The sequence below is a fragment of the Proteiniphilum sp. LBM24028 genome (genome assembly GCF_056629195.1).
The window spans coordinates 1051215-1076300 of the sequence record NZ_CM152817.1 but is presented as its reverse complement, the minus strand read 5'-3'; the positions used below and the strand labels follow the sequence as shown (position 1 = coordinate 1076300).

Annotated in this window: 18 protein-coding genes, 3 tRNA genes, 2 rRNA genes and 1 riboswitch; of the genes, 14 read left to right on the top strand and 9 right to left on the bottom strand. The window is 43.5% G+C overall.

The features are described from left to right. Nucleotides 1–201 precede the first annotated feature (201 nt). The 4 genes from nrdG to ahcY all read right to left on the bottom strand — a co-directional run bounded on the left by nrdG (nucleotide 202) and on the right by ahcY (nucleotide 5347). A complete protein-coding gene (gene nrdG / locus AC1HCU_RS04240) occupies nucleotides 202–663 on the bottom strand; it encodes an anaerobic ribonucleoside-triphosphate reductase activating protein (protein ID WP_480369475.1) in 462 nt (153 codons plus the stop codon). Beyond that, nucleotides 647–2773 (bottom strand): anaerobic ribonucleoside-triphosphate reductase, encoded by a 2127-nt coding sequence (nrdD, locus tag AC1HCU_RS04235; RefSeq protein ID WP_480369472.1) that lies wholly within the window; start codon nucleotides 2771–2773, stop codon nucleotides 647–649. The genes nrdG and nrdD overlap by 17 nt, the downstream gene beginning before the upstream one ends. 176 nt (nucleotides 2774–2949) lie before the next feature. Continuing rightward, nucleotides 2950–3157: riboswitch (cobalamin riboswitch) on the bottom strand. 592 nt (nucleotides 3158–3749) lie between these two features. Next, nucleotides 3750–3822: transfer RNA gene (locus tag AC1HCU_RS04230), tRNA-Lys, on the bottom strand. 106 nt (nucleotides 3823–3928) lie between these two features. Beyond that, nucleotides 3929–5347, bottom strand: coding sequence for an adenosylhomocysteinase (gene ahcY / locus AC1HCU_RS04225; RefSeq protein ID WP_480369470.1), 1419 nt, complete (start codon nucleotides 5345–5347; stop codon nucleotides 3929–3931). A 174-nt stretch (nucleotides 5348–5521) separates the two neighbouring features. Here ahcY and AC1HCU_RS04220 point away from each other — a divergent pair, with 174 nt between their 5' ends. From AC1HCU_RS04220 to AC1HCU_RS04155, 14 genes are all read left to right on the top strand, one after another. Further along, on the top strand, nucleotides 5522–5848 hold the full coding sequence (locus AC1HCU_RS04220; protein ID WP_480369468.1) for a hypothetical protein: 327 nt from the start codon (nucleotides 5522–5524) through the stop codon (nucleotides 5846–5848). A gap of 77 nt (nucleotides 5849–5925) precedes the next feature. Then, the gene (locus tag AC1HCU_RS04215) at nucleotides 5926–6873 is read left to right on the top strand and encodes a bifunctional methionine sulfoxide reductase B/A protein (RefSeq protein ID WP_480369465.1); all 948 of its coding nucleotides are present in this window, start codon (nucleotides 5926–5928) and stop codon (nucleotides 6871–6873) included. Nucleotides 6874–6971: 98 nt separating this feature from the next. Continuing rightward, nucleotides 6972–7466, top strand: a complete 495-nt coding sequence (locus AC1HCU_RS04210) for a BON domain-containing protein (RefSeq protein ID WP_480369462.1) — start codon at nucleotides 6972–6974, stop codon at nucleotides 7464–7466. Between the two features lie 575 nt (nucleotides 7467–8041). Next, nucleotides 8042–8377, top strand: a complete 336-nt coding sequence (locus AC1HCU_RS04205; RefSeq protein ID WP_480369459.1) for a tetratricopeptide repeat protein — start codon at nucleotides 8042–8044, stop codon at nucleotides 8375–8377. Next, entirely contained in the window at nucleotides 8329–10755 is a 2427-nt protein-coding gene (locus tag AC1HCU_RS04200) for a hybrid sensor histidine kinase/response regulator transcription factor (protein ID WP_480369456.1), read from the top strand. Before AC1HCU_RS04205 ends, AC1HCU_RS04200 begins: the two co-directional genes overlap by 49 nt. Before the next feature lie 303 nt (nucleotides 10756–11058). Continuing rightward, complete coding sequence (locus AC1HCU_RS04195; RefSeq protein ID WP_480369453.1) at nucleotides 11059–11283, top strand: hypothetical protein; 225 nt, start codon at nucleotides 11059–11061, stop codon at nucleotides 11281–11283. 13 nt (nucleotides 11284–11296) lie between these two features. After that, nucleotides 11297–11869: a DUF3575 domain-containing protein gene (locus AC1HCU_RS04190; RefSeq protein ID WP_480369450.1), complete on the top strand. Its 573-nt coding sequence runs from the start codon at nucleotides 11297–11299 to the stop codon at nucleotides 11867–11869. A 6-nt stretch (nucleotides 11870–11875) separates the two neighbouring features. After that, a complete protein-coding gene (locus AC1HCU_RS04185) occupies nucleotides 11876–13342 on the top strand; it encodes an OmpA family protein (RefSeq protein ID WP_480369447.1) in 1467 nt (488 codons plus the stop codon). 221 nt (nucleotides 13343–13563) lie between these two features. Further along, complete coding sequence (locus AC1HCU_RS04180) at nucleotides 13564–14754, top strand: fimbrial protein (protein ID WP_480369444.1); 1191 nt, start codon at nucleotides 13564–13566, stop codon at nucleotides 14752–14754. Between the two features lie 120 nt (nucleotides 14755–14874). Next, nucleotides 14875–15786, top strand: a complete 912-nt coding sequence (locus AC1HCU_RS04175; protein WP_480369442.1) for a FimB/Mfa2 family fimbrial subunit — start codon at nucleotides 14875–14877, stop codon at nucleotides 15784–15786. Nucleotides 15787–15797: 11 nt separating this feature from the next. Beyond that, complete coding sequence (locus AC1HCU_RS04170; RefSeq protein ID WP_480369439.1) at nucleotides 15798–16868, top strand: fimbrial protein; 1071 nt, start codon at nucleotides 15798–15800, stop codon at nucleotides 16866–16868. A gap of 65 nt (nucleotides 16869–16933) precedes the next feature. Next, a complete protein-coding gene (locus AC1HCU_RS04165) occupies nucleotides 16934–18703 on the top strand; it encodes a hypothetical protein (RefSeq protein WP_480369437.1) in 1770 nt (589 codons plus the stop codon). A gap of 33 nt (nucleotides 18704–18736) precedes the next feature. Next, nucleotides 18737–19270, top strand: a complete 534-nt coding sequence (locus AC1HCU_RS04160; protein WP_480369435.1) for a helix-turn-helix domain-containing protein — start codon at nucleotides 18737–18739, stop codon at nucleotides 19268–19270. Nucleotides 19271–19497: 227 nt separating this feature from the next. Then, entirely contained in the window at nucleotides 19498–21147 is a 1650-nt protein-coding gene (locus AC1HCU_RS04155; protein ID WP_480366905.1) for an IS1182 family transposase, read from the top strand. Between the two features lie 44 nt (nucleotides 21148–21191). On the opposite strand, the gene rrf is transcribed toward AC1HCU_RS04155, so the two are convergent. The 5 genes from rrf to AC1HCU_RS04130 all read right to left on the bottom strand — a co-directional run bounded on the left by rrf (nucleotide 21192) and on the right by AC1HCU_RS04130 (nucleotide 24948). Further along, a 5S ribosomal RNA gene (gene rrf, locus AC1HCU_RS04150) occupies nucleotides 21192–21301 on the bottom strand. A gap of 187 nt (nucleotides 21302–21488) precedes the next feature. After that, nucleotides 21489–24386 (bottom strand): 23S ribosomal RNA (locus tag AC1HCU_RS04145). A 131-nt stretch (nucleotides 24387–24517) separates the two neighbouring features. Next, nucleotides 24518–24673, bottom strand: coding sequence for a hypothetical protein (locus AC1HCU_RS04140; protein WP_480367672.1), 156 nt, complete (start codon nucleotides 24671–24673; stop codon nucleotides 24518–24520). A 114-nt stretch (nucleotides 24674–24787) separates the two neighbouring features. Continuing rightward, a tRNA-Ala gene (locus tag AC1HCU_RS04135) sits at nucleotides 24788–24861 on the bottom strand. 13 nt (nucleotides 24862–24874) lie between these two features. Further along, nucleotides 24875–24948, bottom strand: a tRNA-Ile gene (locus tag AC1HCU_RS04130). Between the last annotated feature and the right edge of the window lie 138 nt (nucleotides 24949–25086).

Sequence of the window (25086 nt, the reverse complement as noted above, 5' to 3'; positions counted from 1 at the left end):
ACAGAAACCAGTGGAGTTGTTACCACATCAGAAGCTATTCGTGCATAACCGTAAGGCATTTGGACGTTTGTACTACTTAATAACAGTTTTCTTTTTCGTGAAAAATACAAGCGTAAGGATAATTTTTTTTCCTAAAAGCGACTATTATTGGAAAATTTATGTTGTAAATTTTATTTCTTTGTCATTTTCGACATAAATTTATTACCAAATTGATTCTGTAATATCTATCATATCGCTATTATCTATCAAATAAAGCCGCTGATTAGTGGTTCTTTTGTTCAACCCGCCAAGTGATTCAACATAAGCGCCCAATTTTACAAAGTTAAAACTTTGAAGACATTCTTTTCTGCTAAGCGTATTGAACCCGGAATACCAGGCAGTTTTTATTTTTCCTCCCCATTGTTCACGAATAAATGTAGCCAATCGACACAAGCCATGAATATCCCCATCACCCCCCATAAAACAAACGCATGTGATGGATTTTTCATATTTTTGGAGCAAATTGGAAAGGACCGTTTCACTCAGTTCTTTCCCAATATTTTGCTGTAAATGCGGACTGTGGCATCCGGGACAACGATGCGGGCAGTCGGATAAATTAACAGCCAGCGTCACTTCATCCGGAATTTCTTGAAAAACAATATCGTAATCAACAAATCTCAACATCTGCAGCTTCTTTTTTTGTTTTCATTACTCCATAATATCGTTTAGCCGCTTCCGTTTGACGTGCTGCCGAGAAGTTACTTATCCGTTTCATATAACCGATAATCCGTGTCAAATAATCCACATTTTTAGAATTACATTGAGGACATTGCTTTAAATAGCGTTTATCAATGCATCCGCATTCATTACAAATAGTGTTGGGTATGTTAAATGTAAAATAATTGCATCCTTCAATCGCTGCTACACGTAACAATTGACGATATTGTGCTTTTGAGGGATGTTCTTCCAGATTCACATGAAGTGCTGAACCTCCGGTAAGCCGGTCTATATAGTTACGTCCGTGAAGGCGAAATTTATCAATCACATTTAACGAAGAGTCTTCTACGCAGTAAAAATAACTATTATAGCAATCGCGAGGGACAAAATATCCGTCTTCCTTATCCCATTTGGCATGCTTTACGCCTACGTTTTCGGCAGGAATCATTTCGCAATTGAACATTAATTCCGATAAGCGGTATTTTTTGTTGTAACGTTCTATTAATCCCAATATTTCTTGAATAAATGCCATGTAAGATGGATTGTCGTTAATTTCTATGCCTTGCGACTCGGCAGCTTCTACCAATCCATTTACTCCAATGGTTAAATATTGACGGGAAATATTTATGTACCCTGCATCAAACAATGGGAGCATTCCTTTTTGTTGCAGCATTTTCAAATTTTCGTTGTAAGCAATTTGCGCTTTGTGTGTTAAATCTACCACTTCTTCGAAAAAAGCCATATAAGGTTGCCCCGTACGCTTGGCAAATTGTACACATCGATTCACATTAATGGTCAACACGCTTTTTGAGCCGGTTGAAACTCCACCCGCACCAAGAGTATAGCTAAAACCGTTATCTTGAATTTCGTTTCGCAGTCGACAGCAGCTCGAAAGCGAGTCTGCATTATCACTCATATAAGTAAAAAACGAGTGCCCTTCGGAATACATTTCCGCCGTAAAGTCGCCATACTCGGTGTCAATGACATCACCGTTTTTCGAGAGCAAAGCCATTGTTTCCACGGGAAAGGTAAGAACCGTCTTGGTGCGTTCTTTGTTGAACCATTTCATAAACCGTTTCTGTAGCCAATTGAGTGAATCCCAAATTGGTTTCGAGCCGTTGGGAAATACAAATTCACCAAAGAGGCTTTCGAAATAAGGACGGTCGTAATAGGCAATGTTCCAAAAAACAGCTTGAAAATTGCGAGCACCCGTGGGTTGATTGATAGAGTAAACTATTTGTTCAAAATAATCGCAAATTACTTTATCCAATGTACGGCGACGATTCGATAAATCTACTATATCAGCAATGTGGGTAAAATAATCGTCTCCATATTCGTGTCGAATAAAATAATCCATGTACATTAAAAATTCGGGAGTTGCGCATGCTCCGCTCAACATACTCGAAACCATAAACACCATGTTGATGAATCCGCCACAAAAAGACTTCAAGTTGGTAGGCGGCGCAGAGTTCCCTCCAATGGGAATTGTTCCTTGTAACAACCATGGATACATGGTAATACTGGCACAGTAATTAGCAAGGCTTGTTTCATCGTTTTTGTATATAAAATGATCATTAAGCATACCGATATATTTATCGGCAAACTCTTTGCCGTACATCTCTTTCATTCGATCGGTAAGCATTTTCCGATTCAGGTTGATGAAGTTTTTTTTAGGTAGTTCGCCTATAAGCGTAGCGATGTTTTTCTTTTCCACATTGGCATTGGCGTCAAACTTGCTTCCAGTGGCAGCATTCTGTGCATCACAATAGTTCATTAAGAATGTCATTTTATCATGTGTTTCGCGTGTCTCGGCGTGTTTTTGTCGATAGAGCATATAGGATTTAGCCACGGCGAAATATTTTTCGGCCATTAAGGCCACTTCTACTTGATTTTGAATTTCCTCCACAGTCATTCCATCGGAAACGTGTACTCGCGAGAGAATGGATATGAAATCTTCTTGTGTGGCAAATGCTCCTACAGAAAGAAATGCCTTGGCAATAGCATTTTCTATTTTTTGAATGGAGAATGATACGCGCTTCCCGTCGCGTTTCACAATGTAAAGCTCTTTGTTGTTCATTTTTGTAGACTATTTAGTTGTTAGACATATAGACCATTCACTTTACAGATGTCGGGATTTTCCAGTAAACTTACAGGCTTAGTGTCTATAAATCTCTTAATCTAAAAATATGGGAATACATATTGAGCTGTATCGCGATATTTTTCGACAATCTTTTTTCCCGAAAGACATCAAAAGCGTATAATATGCATTTGGCAGGTCTTCTGACTTACTCCCGTTATCGAACGCCTTCCCATCCCAAGGAGTAGGGACAGTGGCAAAGGATTTGTTCGGCACGTTTATGGAGCTTACAGCAGCGGGAACTGTCGCCGACTTTCACGGCATTCCCTTTTAATCTTATCCAAAAAGAAAATTTTGATAAGAACCAAGTGCACCACAAATGTAAAAAATAACTTTTAATTTTTTGACAAAATCCCCCAAAATAGTTATTAACAACTTCAATCTATCAACAATAAACTCTCATTATAAGTGTCTTATAATTTAATTATAATCTTTTTATAAAATTATTTTTTCAATTAAATTTTCTTTTTAGAAAAACACAAAGAGAGATATGTGGAAATAATTCCTCTCTCTAACTTAAAACAATAAATATAAGCAGACGAATTGGCTACCTGTTTATTTTGTTAATAACCATTTTCGCTTTCATAAATGATTCACCTCGAGTACGTAATACGGAAAAAAACGACAATGATATCTCGAATGGCCTAAGGAGCACACCGGTATAAACCAACGCCCCATAGGGTATTTTAGAAATGTTTTCGTACTAAATGAAAAATATGTAGCTGTATGCCAGAGCACGTTGTAATTCGTACTATCTCGTACTCGACTTTAAAAGTTAAAAATCCTCTCTGGAAAAGGAAAAGAGGCTGTCTCAAAATAAAATCTAACCTCCTGAGAAATGAATATTGGGATATGTTCTCAGAAGGTATCCGAATAAAAAGAGGGTGAAATCACATTGTGATACACCCTCTTCCAGTGATCCGCCTGGGGCTCGAACCCAGGACCCCATCCTTAAAAGGGATGTGCTCTACCTGCTGAGCTAGCGAATCAGCCTAAATGCTTTCTTGCAAAAGCGAGTGCAAAGATAAAACCTTTATTTTGTTTTTCCAACTGATCATGTGATAAAATAATGGTTTTTTTCACTTATTCTCTCAATCAATACCTGTAATGCTCCGGCTTATAAGGCCCTTCCACCGGTACACCAATATAATCGGCCTGTTTCTGAGTGAGCGTTGTGAGTTTCACACCAATCTGTTCCAGATGCAACCGGGCCACCTCCTCATCGAGCTGCTTTGGCAGACGATACACGCCCACCTTATAATCATGCCGCCAGAGGTCAATTTGCGCCAGAGTCTGGTTTGAGAAGGAGTTGCTCATCACGAAGGAAGGGTGACCCGTAGCACATCCCAGGTTCACCAGACGTCCTTCGGCAAGGAGGAAAAGAGAATTGCCGGCAGGAAAAGTATACTTATCCACCTGTGGCTTGATGTTCAGATGGGTGATTCCTGGAAAATTAACCAGTTTATCCACCTGTATCTCATTGTCGAAATGACCGATGTTGCAGACGATGGCCTGATCCTTCATCTGCTGTAAATGTTCAATGGTCACCACGTCGCGGTTACCAGTCGTGGTGACAAAGATATTGCCCTCTTTTACCGCTTCATCCATCGTAGTCACTTCAAATCCTTCCATGGCAGCCTGAAGGGCGCAAATAGGATCAATTTCGGTCACAATCACCCGTGCACCATAAGAGCGCATCGATTTGGCGCAACCCTTGCCCACGTCGCCATAACCCAGCACTACAACGACCTTGCCCGCAATCATCACATCGGTGGCCCGTTTGATGCCATCGGCAAGTGATTCGCGACAGCCATAAAGGTTGTCAAATTTCGACTTGGTTACCGAATCGTTTACATTAATCGCCGGTACAAGCAGTTCACCACGTTCCAGCATCTGATACAGGCGATGAACACCTGTAGTGGTCTCCTCGGAAATGCCCTTCATCTCGGTAATGGTTCTGTGCCAGCGTTGCCCATCTTCTTTCAGGATACGGTGCAGTGTATCGAGGATCACCTGTTCCTCATGGTTGGATCCCTTCCTGTCGATAGTAGAAGCATCTTTTTCAGCCATATATCCCATGTGCACAAGCAGAGAAGCATCACCGCCGTCGTCCACAATAAGGTGGGGTCCTTTTCCACCGGGAAAACGGAGCGCCATCTCCGTGCACCACCAGTACTCCTCCAATGACTCACCCTTCCAGGCAAACACAGGCACGCCGGCAGCAGCAATAGCGGCCGCAGCATGATCTTGAGTAGAGAAGATGTTACAGCTGGCCCAGCGCACGTCGGCACCCAGTTCCACCAGGGTCTCTATCAGCACAGCCGTCTGAATGGTCATGTGGAGTGAACCCATTACCCGGGCACCTCTCAGAGGTTTTTCGGCAACATACTTCTTTCGTATGGCCATTAATCCGGGCATTTCATGCTCGGCAATGTCGATTTCTTTTCTTCCGAAACCGGACAGACTGATGTCTGCCACTTTATAGGGAAGATCAGAGGAGAAATTATTGTTCATATTGGTTCCTTTTTGATTTATCGATTTTTAAGTGTGCAAAGTTACGAAATTTACAGAATGTTTCTACCTTTGGTTTTATGAAAGGTTCTAAAAAAGGGGACAATTGAAGTTACGTGTATAGGATCGAACCACGCGCTTCTTCATTATCTCTTCGTAATAACAGGGGAATGGTTTATGAAGATAATATATTCCGGTTTTCTGCCGCTAAAAGGATTCAGGGCCATCAATCTTTTAGGGATTGTCTTCGCAAGAAAAGAATATGCGACGCTGGATGAACGGGTGCAGAACCACGAAGCCATCCATACCCGCCAGATACTGGAATTATTGATCATTGGATTTTATATATGGTATATGCTCGAATGGGGCATCAAACTGATTCGTTATAAAAACAGATATAAGGCATACCGCAATATCGGATTCGAGAAGGAAGCCTATGACAACGATCAAAACATGCAATATTTAAAACGAAGAAAATGGTATGCCTTTAAAGGATATTTGTAATAGGCGCAATAATTAGCCAAATTTCTTTATTCGGGCAATTGACCAACACTGAATAATAATTACTTAAAAAAACATCAATGAGAAGAACATATCTAGTATTAATTTTTGCCGCCATGTTTTTCACCATGTGTGCGCAGGAGAATAAAAAAACAACCACAAAACAACATACAATGAATGTGAATTACAATACATTGACTCCCGAAGAGGAGCGGGTAATCGTACATAAGGGAACAGAACGTCCCTTTTCCGGGGAATATCTGAATAACAAAAAGGCAGGTACCTATCTCTGTAAGCGTTGCAACGCCCCACTCTACCGCTCGGAAGATAAGTTTGATTCCAACTGCGGCTGGCCTTCTTTCGATGATCAGATTGAAGGTGCCGTGAAGCGGGTGCGCGATGCCGACGGCCGACGCACAGAAATTCTCTGCAACAACTGCGGGGCACACCTGGGACACCTGTTCCTGGGCGAAGGATTCACCGAAAAGCAGACGCGTCATTGCGTAAACTCCATTTCAATGAAGTTCCTGCCCGCAAGGCAGGATAGTCAGGCAACAGGTTACTTTGCATCGGGTTGCTTCTGGGGAACGGAATATTTTTTCATGAAAGCTCCCGGGGTGAAACAAACCAATGTAGGATTCATGGGGGGGCACGTGAATCATCCTACCTATGAACAGGTATGCAAAAAAAATACGGGTCATCTGGAAACCACGGAAGTGATTTTCGACCCGGAGATTACCTCTTATGAGGAGATGGTCAGACTCTTCTTTGAAACACACGATTTCACACAAACAGATGGCCAGGGACCCGATATCGGGCCACAATACCGTTCCTGTATCTTTTATGCCGACGAATCACAAAAGGCAGTCGCCGAAAAATATATCGGGATATTACAGGAAAAAGGATACCGTGTGGCTACCATGCTCAGACCAGTTGAGATATTCTGGAAAGCAGAAGATTATCATCAGCAGTATTACGACCACAAAGGCTCCACACCTTATTGTCATAAATACACGAAAATTTTTTAAAATAAAGCCTCTCCCGAAAACAATTCAAAAGATGAGACGTTCTATTAGTGTCGTTTAAAGATAAAAGCATTTTATGTTTAACTAAAAAAGAAAAAGTTATGAAAGTATTTCGTTCTTTATCAATGGCACTGCTGATACTCGCACTGGGTATCGGAGCAACCTCCTGTAGCAACGTGAGTGATGAGGAAGTACAAAGGACTGCCCAGGAACTTCTTGCTTCCAATCCTGAACTGGATGGCGTATTAGTAACCGTAGAAAACAAGGTAGCTACCCTTACGGGTACCGTGGCCGATGATGCTACGAAGAGTTATGCCGAAAGTACTGTCGCCGGAGTGGAAAATGTGAAATCAGTGGTCAATCAGATTGAAGTGGTTCCTCCCGCTCCTGTCGCCCCTGACTATACTTCACTCGATGCTTCTATCAATACAGCACTCGCTGAACTGCTCAAAGGATATAAGAATGTTACCGCTACCGTAAAGGACGGGGTAATTAAGCTTAAGGGAAAGATCAGTCAAAGTGAACGTTCCGGTTTGCTGGAAAAGTTGAATGCATTGAATCCGGTTCAGATTGAAGACAGTACGACTGTAAAATAGGTTGTTATAAAACTACCTGCCATACCAATCAGTAAAATCAATTGCTTAAGGGTTATTGCAAAAACTGATTATCCGCAGGGAAAAAGACAGAGAAAAAAGTTGCCCGAATATTCGGGCAACTTTTTTTGTGTTTTAAATTAAAAACTAAAACAATAACGAAACCCGTACAGAAGAAGCTGGCAGATATACTTAAGATGAATCCGGTCAGCCTCAGCACGATGAGTATTTTCGACGGGTCGTTCAAATCCAGCAGCAACAACATGCTTGTGTAGAAGTTTTCCACAATTACAGGTACGATTCCTTTATAATTATTAACTTCACTCGATAGATTTTTAGAATAAGGTGCCTACTGCTTGTCTCTTCTCTTTTTTGTTTTTATAAATTCAGGATAAATAGCATTAAATCATTGCCAAATAAAGATTTATTTCATGTCCGTAGGAAATAGGTATATACTAAACCTTTGCTGTTTAAGATTCCTGTTGTTTTCGTTATTCCTTGGCTTTCTTGCCTCTTGTCAACACGGAAATGACACACTGTCCGTCTATTCATCAGCCGACAGAAAATTTACGGATAGTATGGTATGGGCAAACCGGTCTATAGATTCGCTGGAAGTACTTCTGGACCGTTTTGTCGGGGATGAAAACAAGTTGGGCATCATGATCGGTCAACGGGAACTGGGAAAGCTTTACCGCGAAAACAACCGTTTTGACAATGCCATAGAAGCCAGTCTCAACGGGCTTAAAGCAGCCAGGGAACTGGAAGACACGCTCGAAATAATTCAGGCCTTAAACAACACCGGGACAAATTTTCGCCGGATTGGTGCACTCGATGAAGCCTCCTCTTACCTTACCACTACGAAGCGTTGGAATACTGCGAAACCTACAGTGATAAAACATCACCCGCTGCCATAAAAAACAGAAACGTCACACTAAACGGCATAGGCAACATCCAGCTTACACTTGGCAATAATGAAACGGCAGAAAGGGTCTTCAGGGAAGCATTAACGGGCGAAGAAAAAATAGGCAACCTTGTAGGTCAAGCTATTAACTATGCAAATATCGGTGCCACATTCGAGTCCGGAGGAATGGCAGATTCTGCCCGGTACTATTACAGTCAGTCGATGAAATACAACCGAAAAGCAAAATCCGATTTAGGAATTTCACTCTGCCACAATCACTTCGGCCGCCTTTACGAAAAGGAGGAAAAGTGGGATAAAGCCCTGCTCGAATACCAGTCAGCCTATGACATTATGAAGAACAGTACTGATAAATGGCACTGGTTGGAATCGTGTTTAGCACTTGCCCGCACCTATTTCCTTACGGGAGACAAGCCCAACGCCGACAAGTATTTGACCGAAGCCCGCAAAACTGCTACCGGCATTAAATCCCTGGAACACCTCTCCGAAGTGTACAAACTCAATTACCAGATACTCGAAAAGCAAGGGAATTTTCGTGAGGCGTTGCGCAACTACCAACTGTTTCACTTATATGCCGACAGCCTTCTGAATACAAAGAATTACATCCATTTACAAAATACAATCGTAAAATTCGAAAGGAAGAAGCGGGATTTGGACATTGCGACCGTCAGCAAAAACTACGAAAGAAAGCAGCGGTTCACCCGGTCGCTTATCTATTCCGCTACGGGATTAACAACCATATCCCTGGTAGCATTACTGGCTTTGTTGTACGCCCTGAAAATGCGTACGAAAAATCAACGAATGTTGCAAAAAATGGAGAAAATACGTACCAATTTCTTTACGAACATCACACACGAGTTCCGCACCCCCCTCACGGTTATTTTAGGGTTGGGAGAACAACTCGAATCGGGACAACTCAAAAGAGAAAGGGAGATTATGGTGGCAGGATCAGCAATTATGCGACAAGGAAACAGCTTCCTGGAGCTTATTAACCAGTTGCTCGATATTTCACGAATTCAATCCACCATCGGAAAAGCCGATTGGCGCACCGGTAACGTCGTTATTCTTTTACAAATGCTTGTGGAGTCCTTTGAAATGCAGGCAAGGAACCAAAATATCGACTTACGCATCGCAACCGCAGAAACTACGGTTATCATGGATTTTGTTCCCCATTATGTAAGGAAAATGATGTGTAACCTTATTGCCAACGCCTTGAAATATACCCCCGAGGGAGGAAAAGTTTATATCTCGTCAAGACGGAAAAACAACGAGATAGAGATCCGTGTGGTCGATACCGGATGCGGAATTCATCCGGAGGATTTACCAAACATTTTCAAGCCTTTTTTCCAGGGAGAAAACAGTCACATGCCAACAAGCTCGGGAGTAGGTTTGTCACTGGTCCATCAAATCGTAAAAGCAATGAACGGAAACATCACTGTGGTAAGTGCCCTGGATAAAGGCTCGGCATTCACCGTGGTCCTGCCTTTACGTCACGGAACCGAAAAATGGACAAGCTGGATTCCACCTGAAATAATGACCGCATGCAGAAAGCAGAGAAACACTCCTCAACTCGTTGATACACCGGCATCATCATGCTGTAAAGACAACACCAAAGAAACGGTACTTATAGCAGAAGATAATTCCGACGTATTGTTTTACATTGGAAGCCAGTTCGGCAAAAAATACAATCTCCTTTTTGCCAAAGATGGGGAGGAAGCATTTGAAAAAGCGGAAAATTTTATCCCCGACCTGATTATTACCGATATAAGAATGCCCGAGATGGACGGATACGAACTCTGCCGGCAACTTAAAGCATCGGAATTGGTGAACCATATTCCCATCATTATCCTAACGGCGAAGGGCAATGAAGAAGACCGGATTAAAGGCATTGAAGCAGGTGCGGAAGCCTATCTCACCAAACCATTCAATTCTGAGGAACTGAACCTATTGGCCGCTAAGTTGCTCGAAATACGAAAAGTTTTGAGGGAGAAATTTTCCCAGGCATTAAACGAAGGAACGGAGTCCAACATCCAGCTAACAACCGCTGAGCAAAATTTTCTCACCAAGTTTACCGACCTGATCTATGCTCAAATGATAAAAGGTGAAATAGATATCGAGAACCTGGCCTCCAACCTGGCCATGAGCCGTTCGCAACTAAACCGGAAAATGATAGCGATAACCGGATACAATACCTCCAGTTACATCCTCCATGTACGTATGTCGAAAGCCAAACGATTGCTTGATGCCAACATTTCGACCCCGATTGGAGAAATAGCGCTCGAATGCGGATTTAGCGATATGGGCTATTTTTCCCGGACATTCAAGAACCTCTTCCACATGACTCCCTCCCAATACCGAAAACGCGTGCGATAAAAGCCTCCTGAATGCTGCCGTTACTTGAATAAACGGAGTAATCATCCCACTTTAGATGCATTTCCACCGAAAAAAATTATATCACAGCCTTATTTTTCAAGAACACCTTATTAGATTTCTTTAACTTATTTTTCACTTTCCATATTTGACTTTCTACCACACACATTATCAACCTAATACTATAATACAAAAGCGAATATTGTCAAATTTCGAAAAAATATTTGCTTAAAAAAGTCAATTTTTTGCACAAAAACTCCTAACATACCCGCAACCGTTTATCCTTAATTTGCATCAAAAATTTTCATGAAAGATAAAAGAGACAAACCGGGAGAAATGACCAATGAAGAGGTTACGCGCTTCATTGAAGAGAGGCTCCAACTGCTCGAAAAAACGGGACAGGTCAATTGCGGTATCTATGATCATCCGGCGGAAAAAGTCTCTTCACCCTTTTTTAATTTCATAAGGAAAATGTTCCGCGGTTTCTTTTGCAAAAACAAAAAAGAAAACCGTGGCAATGCAAATATATAAAACATAAAAACTCATGAAAAGAATCATTTCCTTTTTATTCGGTTTTGTTGCTTGCTGTTCACTCGCTTTTACCCAAAATGCAGGAATCAAAACAAATCTCGTCCATTGGGCTGCCGCCGGTACTCCAAATGCCGGTCTAGAATTTGCCCTCAACCGCAAGTACACGCTCGAGCTAGGAGGAGGTTTCAACCCTTTTATCTTTAAAGACAACAAGAAGGCCAAGCACTGGATTATACAGCCCGAGCTGAGGTATTGGCTGTGCGAAAGCTTTAACGGCCATTTCTTTGGCTTGCATGCGTTGGCCGGCGAATATAATATAGGAGGAATGGACATTCCGGTAGGACGCTTGTCTAAATTTAAAGATTACCGGTACGAGGGTTTTGCCTATGGCGGCGGACTAAGCTACGGATATCAGTGGGTGGTATCGCCGCGGTGGAACCTTGAATTTAACCTTGGGGCCGGATATGTATACCTCACTTACGATAAATATCCCTGCGTGAAGTGCGGGAGTAAAATAGCAAGCGGCACCAACAATTACCTTGGTATTACCAAAGCGGCAATCTCCCTTATTTATCTTATCAAATAAAAAAATATGAAACGAAAAAGCATAAGCACAGTATTTGTGATGACGGTTACCTTGTTTATAACGTTTGAAGCGGCAACTGCTCAAGTCAACTACATGGATCAAATAACAGTTGAAAATCAGGCCATATCCAAAAGAGACGGCACCACAAACGTAGGCATGGATTTTATCCTGAACAACCTCAGGCTCGGCAAAAACGACATGCTGATTATCACACCCGTAGTAGTCTCCGGTCAAAACGAGGTGAAACTAGAACCCATAGCCGTGAAAGGCTCGTTGCGAAACAGAGTGCTCGAAAGGCCATTTGAGTGGAAAGGGAAAATGCACCTCGCTATGCCTGCAGAAAAACAGGTTGTACGCCGCAACGGTACCAACCAAACGTTGCATTACAAGACAACATTACCGTTCAATGAATGGCAGCGGCAGGCTCAACTGGTATTGAAAACCGAGATTATCGGCTGTGCCGATTGCAGCGAAGCGCAACCCGACAAACTTGTTTCTCAAAAGATTCTGCCGGACAAATTTATTCCAAACTACCGAATACCCTACGTCGTTCCCGAAGTGGAGCCCGTGAAACAGCGCAGCGAACGCTACAGCGCGCACCTCAACTACATTGTGGGAAGGCACGACCTGTTGCCCAACTTCGAAAACAATGCGACAGAACTGGCAAAAGTGGATAAAATTATTCGAGAATTAAAATCCGACAAAGACCTGACCATTACCGATTTCACCATATCGGGATATGCCTCGCCCGAAGACTCGGAGGAAAGGAATATGCTGCTGTCGCAACGGCGCGCCGAAACATTTGCCCGGTATATAGAAAAAAAATATGGCTACACCCGCAACCAGTTCAAAGTGGAATGGTTTGGAGAAGATTGGAACGGACTGCGGAAAGCCGTTATAGCATCAAACTTGGCAAACAAGGACGCTATTGCGGAGATCATCGATAACGTATCCGATTATGACGCACGGGATGCACGCATTATAGCATTAGATAACGGGCAAACCTACAACAGGCTGTTGCGTGACTTCTATCCCCCGTTGCGCCGTAACGATTATAATATAGCCTACGTTTCCCGTCCGTTCAATGTGGAAGAAGCCAAGAAAATCATAAAAACAAGACCCAAACTTTTAAGCTTAAACGAAATGTATTTGGTGGCCAAGACCTACCCGGAAGACAGTCCCGAGTACAAAACAGTGTTCGATATTGCCTGTGAAAATTTTCCCGACGCCGAAGTGGCCTGTATTAATGCGGCGGTAGGAGAATTGCGATCCGGCAAAGCCGATGACGCTTTGCGTCACTTGCAGAAATGTCCAAACAGTCCTGAAGCAAAGAACCTTTTGGGGGTAGCTTACACATTAAAAGGTGATAACGAACGCGCCTCGGATTATTTCAAACAGGCGATACAAGCCGGCAATACCGATGCACGCCACAATGCGGAACAACTGCAACAATATACAGAAGATAATATGTGAAATGTTGGATGATGGGAGACAGATGACGGATGATAAACTTACGACTTATAACATAAATAACTAATTAAAACTTAAAATAATTCACAACCCAAAGTACCCTTTAGGGGGGGTATAGGGATAAAAAACTAAAACAAATTTAATTAATTAAATCACTCACTTTTTAAATTGTTAATGTTATAAAAATTGGAAAATTATTATTACTAGGAGCCATTGCACTCGGTATGGTGGCTTGTAACAGTGAAGTCCCCGACGTGGAGAAAGGAGCCGAGGCAACTATTTCGGTAAAAGTATTCCCAAGCAGCAAATCACCCCTAACCCGCTTGGCAGGTGATTTAAGTGGTGACGGCGTTACTCCGGCCGGATTGGCTGCCGAAAGTGCCATCAAAAACGTGGAGGTATGGTTATTTATCGGTGAAACACCTGACGGATACAAAAAAGGAGATGACGGTGAAGCTTTCGTGGAAGGCGTAATAACCACTGCCGGTCCTAAGACCATGGTGGTGGCAGCCAATGCCAATATTGGAGCGGTAACCAACAAAGCCGAATTGCTGGCAAAAATTCAGACACCACTTTCTCAAGATCTTACCGGCGGCCTGGTGATGACGGCAGAACCGGTTGATATGACTTTGGAAGGTGGACATAACCAATACGGTTATAAAACAACGGATACCGACCCGGCATTATCGTTATATAATGCAGAAGCCACGCAAATTAGTCCAGGTGTACGCTTGCCCATCACTCGCATCAACGCCCGCGTAGCCTTGGTGGGGTTATCCTATGATTTTAACAATCCGTTTTACAACAGATTCGAACTGACCGAAGTTACCATGTTCAATGCCCGCAAATCGTCCAAGCTATTTGGTGCATCACTCGTTAACGGTACTGAGTTTTTGTATGGCTCAGCCTATCCTTCCACATTGCATTCCTATGTGGGAAGTGCCGGATATACCGGAGCATATACTGCGGCTGATGACGCCAGTTTAGCAGAGCTGTTTCAGCCAAATGCAGCTCTCGAAGCCCCGGGACTGGTAAATGCCGTCAATGCTCATTACTTCTACGCGTTCGAAAACACGGCGAATACCAATGATAACAAAGAAGGGACATTTATCGTGTTGAAAGGTAAATTATTTAAAGATGATGTGCAATACATTGCCGAGGGATTGGCTACTGATGCCGAGGGTTATACTTACTATGCTATTTGGGTAAACGATCCAATCTGGTCATACAATGAAGGCCACACTGCAGATGGGACTATTATGCGTAATATCCAATACAACATCACAGCCACGCTTAAAAAAGCCGGTAACCCCACCATCGATCCTGCGGAAGAAGCCCAACTTGACGTATGGGTGGAAGTGGCTCCATGGAATGTAGTAACACAAACTGTAATTTGGGAAACACCAGCTCCGTAAGTTAAGTTATATAACCAGCTTTGTCAAAGCGTAAAACCTTTTACAAAGTAAAAACCCGCCGCGGTGGGGAGTGATACCCCGCCGCGGAACAAAGAAAGAAAATAAAAATTGTATTCAAAGATGAACAACACAAACAAATACAGCTTTTTACTTGTAGCAATGCTGTTGTTGACAGGATTGCTGAGCAGTTGCCTGAACGAAGATTTGTCAGATTGTCCCCGTCCGTTTCAGGTAACCATTAAAGCGTTGGATGCTGATCTGAATGACATTACCGAAGACGGAGCCGTGCAACAGGTTATACTGTTTGTGTTTAACGAGAACGGACAGGTAGTTTACGCTTTCGAACTCACGACAGATCAGATCAAGAACCGGAAACCCATAGAGATCAAACTCGATTATCCGGGATATAATAATCTTACCTTCGTGGCATGGGGTAACCTTGACGAAAAAGTGGACTTTTCGCAGATAAATACAGTGAAGCAAATGCAGGACCTCTACGTGAAGCTGAAGAAGCAGAACGGTATAGCACAAACATCAGGAGACCTTTTCCACGGAACCATCAATGTTCCGGTAGAGTACGGCGGAATCGAACCCGGGACATCGCATGTAGTAGAGATTTCACGCAAAACGGCAGGAGTTACTATCACCACCGTAGAACTGAAACAATGGAACGGCAATAAAGAGGGAACCTATTCGTATGTGGTACACGAATCGCTGGACACGTACGACCAGGACGGTAACCTTACCGGAAACACCGTTTCATACTCTCCCCCAGCCAATTTCCAGGCCGGCGGAAACTTCGTGACGCCCATATTTTATGCTTTCCCCCCGGTGCCCGGAAAATCGTTTGTGGTGGATATCCTTTTCAATGGTGAAGTCATTTTCACGGCCGATAAGGATTCCGACGGGAACCCGTTTGTTCCGGAACTGGGCAGAACCCTTAATATACTGATCGTGCTTTCGGCCAAATTGCAGGTTAAGTCCATAGTAACCCCGTGGAATGTAGTATATCAGTATGTAGAATATAAATAAAACTGAGGACTATGAAAAAAATTAAATATCCATACTGTTTACAAGTGTTCATCACTTTAGTTGCGTTGATGGCGACATTATCGTCATGTCTTTCCGATGAACTGGTACAAGACGAGGAACGAGGCCTCATCATTATGTCGCTCGACGGTATAAAAACCCGTGCAGCTGGCGATGCACTCTTTGCAGGCGATGAAGAGATAACCAAAGTCCGCATTTTTGTATTTATCAATGAAACTCTGGAAGTAAACCGGCTTTTTACGGCCGGTGAAACCTCATTCAATAACCCATTTGTTCTGGATGTGGTTACCGGACCAAAAGATGTATATGTGGTAGCGAACGAAAACGCGGCACTAACGCCTATACTCGATGGCATCAACACAAAAGCTGCCCTGAAGAGTGTTTTGATACCCGGTGAAATAACTGCTCCACTCTCGCTTCCGCTTATGATGACAGGCGAAACGTTAAACGTACAGGTAGTAAATCCAAAGCCGGGTACGAATGAGGTTACGGTTTTGCTAACCCGTGCAGCGGCAAAAATAAATCTTGAACTGTTGAAAAATACACCCAATGGAGTAACTATAAAAAAAGTATCGCTCAAAAGTAATGCAGGGAAATCCACATTGTGGGAAAGCAGTACACCGGTTACCGGACAAAGTTATTACAACTATACCGTAACACCCAATCCGTATTCTTATGAACTTTCAGATGATCCAACACAAAAACTCGTATTACCCCCTGTGTATGTGTACGAAAATCTGGCGACAGCGCCTGATAACGAAGGGAATACAAATGCCACACTTCTTGAGGTTGAAGCTATTTACGACGATGGCACTGTACCGGGAGGTATTCCGACGTTATACACTGTTTATTTAAACGAAAATGTTACTCAACCGGCTCCTGTTGCAGGAGAGCCCTATAACTCGGAATCTTCCGATGATCCGCAATATTTTTATAAACTCAGACGGGGATACGAATACAAACTCACGGGAACCATTGTCGATTTGGGCGCATTCACACTGCTCAACACGAAGGTAAAGGTATTGCCCTGGACGGTTCATCAATACAAAGTGCCTTTGGAATAAAGGAATAGGATTGCGTTATGGCAATTTATGCAAATTTTAGAGATTCAAACCGAAAAAACAATTATATGAAGAATAAGATATTAATTCCGGCAATTCTGCTTTCTTTCTTTTTTACGGGTTGTTTTACGGACGTCCCCGGTAATTTGGAGAAAACAAACGAAGACGAAACTTATCTGAGTTTCAACTCAACGCCTATCACGGTAGTTAGAGCTACCGGAACTTCAGCCGACGAGTCCATCACCTTAAACAGTTTGCGCGTTCTTGTTTTCTCCGACAGGGAGGATGACCGCGGAGACATCATCACCAACCGGTATTTTGCCATCTCAAACACACAAATATCGCGCGACGCCACCACCGGAAGCTGGATGGTTGATTTTTCAAATATCCTTGTGCCTACACGCCCCGGCCCGAGCATCGTTTATGTGGTGCTCAACGAGGATGTGGGAGTGGTAAGCGGGCAATCGCTCACAACTGCTCTTGAAGGAATTTCCAATATAGGAGAAATGCACACGTTAGTGAATACACCCTTAGGATATACCCCTATTCGTGTTACTTATAACACGGAAACCGGCTTACCTGTCGAGCCTCCATTTATTATGGTCACATACGATAATTTCAATATTGAACCCAACAGACATGCCGACAATCCATTTATGGCCGATTTACGCGGCCCGTCAGACAGCTCGAATGGGTTTGCCATGGATCGCACCATGGCCAAAGTAACGATCGAGAACGTTACAAACCGTTCGATGGACGGAACCCCGGTGCTGGATGACCAAAAGCTGGCTACCAGCTATGTTTTCATTAATAAAATAGGGCTGATAAATGTAACGAAACAATATATGTGGTCGCCCAACCGGTTTCCTGTAGAAGATCCTCTTACTCCCGATAATCCTTATCCGGCGCCCATACCTCCCTATGATACAAATTTGGGATATCATACAATAGATTTCGAATTGGAGAATGCAGAATTATTCTACGAGAGAACATGGGATGGCTCTATTTCGGCTCATATAACCGCGAACGTTACCTGGAGACAATATGGTACGGGTAACATATACAAAGTTAGTAACAGCGCCGGTGTTAACTCTTACGGCACCGGCAATCCGTACCCTTTTGACTATGGTACAACTCCCAATGTAAATGAAGGAAATTTTCGAAATTACTTGCTGACTTATTTTGAATCCGGCATGGGCGGAGGTTTTGATACCGGAAATATTACATACACCAATCCTGTGATCACGCCTCAGGTGACAGGCGGATATTGGAATATAAACGAAAGAAACATTTCATATTATGTTCCCGAACATATTTTATCGACAAACACCGACCCGACAAACGCTACCAAATTGTATGTGAAAGCATCTGTCGCACGTTTGCCCTATATCAACGAGATAGAATTCAGTTACAACCAGGACGATGTACAGTGGACTATGGAAGGCGGTGACATTAAATGGTATTATCCTCCAATTAATGAAATGCTGGACGGACAATCGTTAACCAGTCTATTTCAAGTAGCTCCTCATCCAACGGTAAGTGGAAAGTACATGCACTTCATACCCGGTAGTTTTGCCTGGAGAGAGGCTACGGGTACAATAAACATGAACGTTACAGGTCTTCAGTTTGTACAATCGGAAGGGGGAAGCAGTCAAGAATTTTATCTTCCTATCCGTAATGCACCGGAGAACCCGAACAATTATAATATTTACCGCAATCACGAGTATAAATTTTCGGTACATGTTCTTAATCTGTGGCCTGGAGCACAAGCTACAAGAAGCACCGTTAGTAAAGGGCAAGAAGGTGGTTGCATGGTGTTAAGATATAATGATAACTAAGATATATCGGGAATCTTTAGCTTTTCAACAAAAATGGGCAAATTTGTACTTGAAAATTCTCTTTTACCGGACTCATATCTTGTAAAGAAAAAAAGAGACAAAAACGCAGATTTTTACAACGGTGTCACACAGTGTGTTTTGCATTTCAACGACGGTCGATACAAAATTGTTTCCAGCGATGAAGCGGGTGAATTACTTGTGGTAAACATAGTGAGATACAATAATAAAACGAAACTAAACTTTATTGAACTGGTATTTAGTCATTATAAGCCTACGGTTTCCGTAAACGATCTATCTGAACGTTGCGGCTTTAAGTGCACAAAAACATTTACCCGGCATTTCAAACGGGAATTCAACATGACACCCAAGCAATGGTTGATGTTAATCAGGAAAAAGGAGGTTCTCCACTATTTACAAAACACGGATTTATCCTTTAGCAAAATAGCGTCGCTAACAGGATTTTCCAATATATCGCATCTGCACAATTTCTGCATAGATAAAATCGAATCAACTCCGGCAAAAATCAGAAAAAAGGTACGGCAGCCTACAAGTACTTTGTATAAATAGATTGTCTGGATATAAACTGAGGGCTAGATTCATTGTGTGAAACATTTATGATCCTCTTTATTGTAAATAATCCGGATACTTTACGGCTAAAATACAAAAAGGGGCTGTCTCAAAAGAAAGGCAGCCTCTTTTTTTAGTATCAAATTTTTCTTAAAAAAACCTCCTCAAATATTGTTATTTAAACCACTTTTTCATATCTTTATGTCTATATATCAAACACATAAGATATGGCTAAGCCTAAGTTTAAATCCTATAATCAAGGTCAAGTAAGTCTTTTCCCTCCCACTCTGGATGAAAAGGTCCCTCAAAACTCTCCTGCCCGTATCATTAATCAAATTGTGGATAACCTGGACTTGAGTAAAGTCTTCGACACGTATAAAGGTGGGGGTACAACTGCCTATAATCCACGCATGATGCTTAAAGTTGTTCTATACGGCTATCTGAACAATATTTATTCAAGTCGTAAGATCGAGCAGGCACTTACTGATCGAGTTAGTTTCATGTGGCTCTCAGGCAATCAAACACCTGACCATAACACCATAAACCGTTTTCGTTCATCCCATTTAAAAGACTCAATACATGAGGTCTTTACCCAGGTAGTGGTTATGCTTGTTGAAATGGGTTGTTTAAGCCTTGAAGTGGCATATGTTGACGGGACCAAAATTGAATCACGAGCCAACCGCTACACTTTTGTCTGGCGTAAATCCATTGAAAAATACAAAGAGAGACTCGAAGAAAAGATACTTAAAGTCCTTGGAATGATTGAGGAGGGTATCGCCCAGGATAATAACCCTGAGGATGATCCACCTACACCATTCAACAGCGAAGAGTTAAGAAAGCGTGTTGCTCAGATTAATAAAGAGAACCGGAGCAAAGAAGAACAAAAAGCAATAAAGACACTTGAGAACAAGCTTTTACCTAAACTTGAAGAGTATGAGCGGCATTTAGATACTCTGGCAAATCGTAATAGTTATTCCAAGACAGACTGCGATGCAACCTTTATGCGTATGAAAGAGGATCATATGCTCAATGGACAGCTAAAGCCTGCATATAATGTTCAGATAAGTACAGAGAACCAGTTTATAAGCCATTATGATTTTTATCCAAACCCCACCGATACATTAACACTGATTCCCTTTTTGAATGGATTTGAGAATCGTTATAATATTTTGCCCGTCAAGGTTGTGGCTGACTCAGGTTATGGTAGTGAAGAAAACTATGAGTTTATGCAGGGGAATGATATTGAGCCATTTGTAAAGTTCAACTACTTTCATAAAGAACAGAAAAGGGCATTTAAAAAGAACGGCTTTCTCTCTCAAAACCTTTATTATAACGCGGATGAAGATTACTATGTTTGTCCCATGGGTCAGCACATGAACAAGGTAGGAAAGAAAAGAAGCAAAACAGCTAGTGGGTACACATCAACAGCAACTATTTACGAGGCGAAAAACTGTAAGGGTTGTCCTTTGAAATGTCTCTGTAGTAATGCAAAAGGCAATAGAAGGGTGGAAGTAAATCATAACCTTAACCGCCATAAACAGAAAGCAAGGGAACTGTTGACATGCGAAGAAGGAATTTATCATCGAAGTCAGCGTCCTATAGAACCGGAGTCAGTGTTCGGCCAAACTAAATCCAACAAACACTACAATAGGTTCAGACACTTTAATAAAGACAAGGTTTTGATGGACTTTGCAATCTTCGCTATCGCGTTTAACCTCGGAAAACTACACTTGAAGGGATTAGCCGATAAAGAAATACTCTATTTTTTGGAGAAATATGGTCATAAAGGAGATATTATTCTGTTTTTTATAAAAATAGAGATCAACTCTAAAAGTTTCTCATCAATTAATAACAACAATCAGAAAATAGCAGCATGAAAAATTAAAAAAGGAGCTGTCCTTTTGGAACAGCCCCTTGTAAAGGAAGGCGGCTACCTACTCTCCCACGTGATGCAGTACCATCGGCGCCATCGGGCTTAACTTCTCTGTTCGGAATGGGAAGAGGTGGAACCCCGACGCTATAACCACCTGAATGATTGCCAGCTGCTGACTGGAGCCATGAAGGCTCGCAGCCTGAGTGCGCTTGTAAGAATTGACATGATGAAAACAGGAGACAAGGTCACGCCGTGAATATGACGTCCATCGAAATTGTCACTGAACGTACTTGGAGATGCTATTAATCGTATTTATCAAACCCTTTTCATACGGATATTTTCGTCGAAAAAAAGCTTACGGGCAATTAGTACTGCTCGGCTTTGACGTTACCGCCTTTACACCTGCAGCCTATCAAGGTCGTCGTCTACAACCACCCTTCAAAAGAGATCTAATCTTGAGGTAGGCTTCGTGCTTAGATGCTTTCAGCACTTATCCCTGCCCAGACTTAGCTACCCGGCAATGCACCTGGCGGCACAACCGGTAAACCAGCGGTCTGTCCAACACGGTCCTCTCGTACTAGTGTCGGAGCCTCGCAAATCTCTAACGCCCACGATAGATAGAGACCGAACTGTCTCACGACGTTCTGAACCCAGCTCGCGTGCCACTTTAATGGGCGAACAGCCCAACCCTTGGGACCTTCTCCAGCCCCAGGATGTGACGAGCCGACATCGAGGTGCCAAACCATTCCGTCGATATGAGCTCTTGGGAATGATCAGCCTGTTATCCCCGGAGTACCTTTTATCCTTTGAGCGATGGCCATTCCATACTGAAACCACCGGATCACTATGCTCTAGTTTCCTACCTGATCGACTTGTAGGTCTCCCAGTCAAGCGCGCTTATGCCATTATACTCTGAAGGACGGTTACCAATCGTCCCGAGCGCACCTTTAGAAGCCTCCGTTACTCTTTTGGAGGCGACCACCCCAGTCAAACTACCCACCATACAGTGTCCTCCGATAAAACGGAGTTAGAAGTCAAACATCCGAAGGGCCGTATTTCAACGGCGGCTCCACAAGTACTGGCGTACCTGCTTCATAGCCTCCGGCCTATCCTACACATCGGATGCCCAAATTCAATGTAAAGCTATAGTAAAGGTTCACGGGGTCTTTTCGTCCCATCGCGGGTAATCGGCATCTTCACCGATACTACAATTTCACCGAGCTCACGGTTGAGACAGTATTCAGATCGTTACACCATTCGTGCAGGTCGGAACTTACCCGACAAGGAATTTCGCTACCTTAGGACCGTTATAGTTACGGCCGCCGTTTACTGGGGCTTCAATTCAATGCTTCTCGTTGCCGATGACATCTCCTCTTAACCTTCCAGCACCGGGCAGGTGTCAGGCTATATACAGCTTCTTTCGAATTAGCATAGCCATGTGTTTTTGTTAAACAGTCGCCTGAATCATTTCTCTGCGGCCACTGTCGCCAGTGGCGTCCTTTATCCCGAAGTTACAGGACTATTTTGCCTAGTTCCTTAACCGTGAATCACTCGAGCGCCTTAGTATTCTCAACCCAACTACCTGTGTCGGTTTGCGGTACGGGTAATATGATAATCAATGCGTAGCGGCTTTTCTCGGCAGTCGGCTTACCCACATTATTAGCTCATCCGAAGACTTGCCATACTTTCAGGTTCAACTCGGGAAGCGGATTTGCCTACCTCCCTCAACGTCTACCCCCTTCAACCTACTATTCCGTCAGTAGGCAGTGGTGTCACTCCTGCGTCCCCGCGTAACTTATCATCTTAGTAATGGAATATTAACCATTTCTTCCATCGGAATCGCCACAAAGGCTTATCCTTAGGCCCCGACTAACCCTGATCCGATTAGCGTTGATCAGGAAACCTTGGTCTTTCGGCGAGGGGGTTTCTCTCCCCCTTTGTCGTTACTTATACCTACATTTGCTTTTCCAGACGCTCCAGAATACCTTGCGGTACGCCTTCAACGCAGACTGGAATGCTCCCCTACCAATTCATAAGAATTCCATAGCTTCGGTAATATGCTTATGCCCGATTATTATCCACGCTTCGCCACTCGACTAGTGAGCTGTTACGCACTCTTTAAATGAATGGCTGCTTCCAAGCCAACATCCTAGCTGTCTCTGCGGCAAAACTTCGTTAAATGCAACTTAGCATATATTTCGGGACCTTAGCTGATGGTCTGAGTTGTTCCTCTTTCGGACACGGACCTTAGCACCCGCGCCCTCACTCCCGGATATCACTTGCACGCATTCGGAGTTTGTCTGGACTTGATAGGCGGCGAAGCCCTCGCATCCAATCAGTAGCTCTACCTCATGCAAGTTCGTAGTCCGAGGCTGCACCTAAATGCATTTCGGGGAGTACGAGCTATCTCCAAGTTTGATTAGCCTTTCACCCCTACCCTCAGGTCATCCGAAAACTTTTCAACGTTTACCGGTGCGGTCCTCCATTTTGTGTTACCAAAACTTCAACCTGCCCAAGGGTAGATCACTTGGTTTCGCGTCTACTCCTGCTGACTGTGCGCCCTGTTCAGACTCGCTTTCGCTGCGGCTCGGCACCTTGAAATGCTTAACCTTGCCAGGCAAGAGTAACTCGTAGGTTCATTATGCAAAAGGCACGCCGTCACCCCGTAAAGGGGCTCCGACCGCTTGCAGGCACATGGTTTCAGGGTCTATTTCACTCCTCTGTTCGAGGTTCTTTTCACCTTTCCCTCACGGTACTGGTTCACTATCGGTCTCTGGAGAGTATTTAGCCTTGGCGGATGGTCCCGCCGGATTCACACAGGATTTCTCGTGTCCCGCGTTACTCAGGATACTGATAGGCTTCCTCAAGGAGTCGCATACGGGATTATCACCCTCTATGATGCAACTTTCCAGATGCTTCCGCTTCCTTGAATTCTTGCCACGTCTCAGTCCTACAACCCCGGTATTGCCGAAACAACACCGGTTTGGGCTTCTCCCGTTTCGCTCGCCACTACTCCGGGAATCACTTTTGTTTTCTCCTCCTATGGGTACTTAGATGTTTCAGTTCCCCACGTTCGCCTTCCACTTACGTGGAATGGTACAATCTTCTCGTACCGGGTTGCCCCATTCGGATATCTGCGGATCGATTCGTATTTGCCAATCCCCGCAGCTTTTCGCAGCTTATCACGTCCTTCATCGCCTTCCAGAGCCCAGGCATCCCCCATGTGCCCTTATTCACTTTCTTTTCGCCGTCCGGTTCCGCACGAAGACAAGTCTTCCTGCAGCCGGGCTTGATAAATACTAGCGTCTAATGTTCAATTGTATCTCAACAGACTTCATGCCATAAATGGCAATGGTCCGTCTAATGAACTTTATTTACTTTGTTATTTGCTCTTGTTTTAATTTCATCATGTCAAAGATCGCTTCAACCAGGCCCCGGAACCATCTCGCGATGTCCAGGATGCTGATCGATAGCTGTCTGATACGGAGTCGAACCGCTTCTTTCAAGGTGAGAAGTGGACCGTTGTCCATCTTTTCATCTTTTCTCCGGTCCCCGAACGGACCTCTCAAACATCAATATTCCTTCTTTCCCGTCTTTTGAAGCATTGCGACTCGCCTGCCGCATGCCTCCCTTTTTTAAACCCGTGGAGAATAACGGATTCGAACCGTTGACCCTCTGCGTGCAAGGCAGATGCTCTAGCCAGCTGAGCTAATCCCCCGTTTGTATCCTTGTAGTCCCAGGCAGAGTTGAACTGCCGACCTCTACATTATCAGTGTAGCGCTCTAACCAACTGAGCTATAGGACTGGCTGGTTTGCTGTCGGCATCCCTTCTGACCACTCGTCTTGCCCGGGACCTGGAACGGGACGGGGATGTCTTCTCCGGCGATCCGCTCATCGTTTCCCGGCCTCCCCCCCCCTTGAAGAAGAAGAACCGGAGCGAATC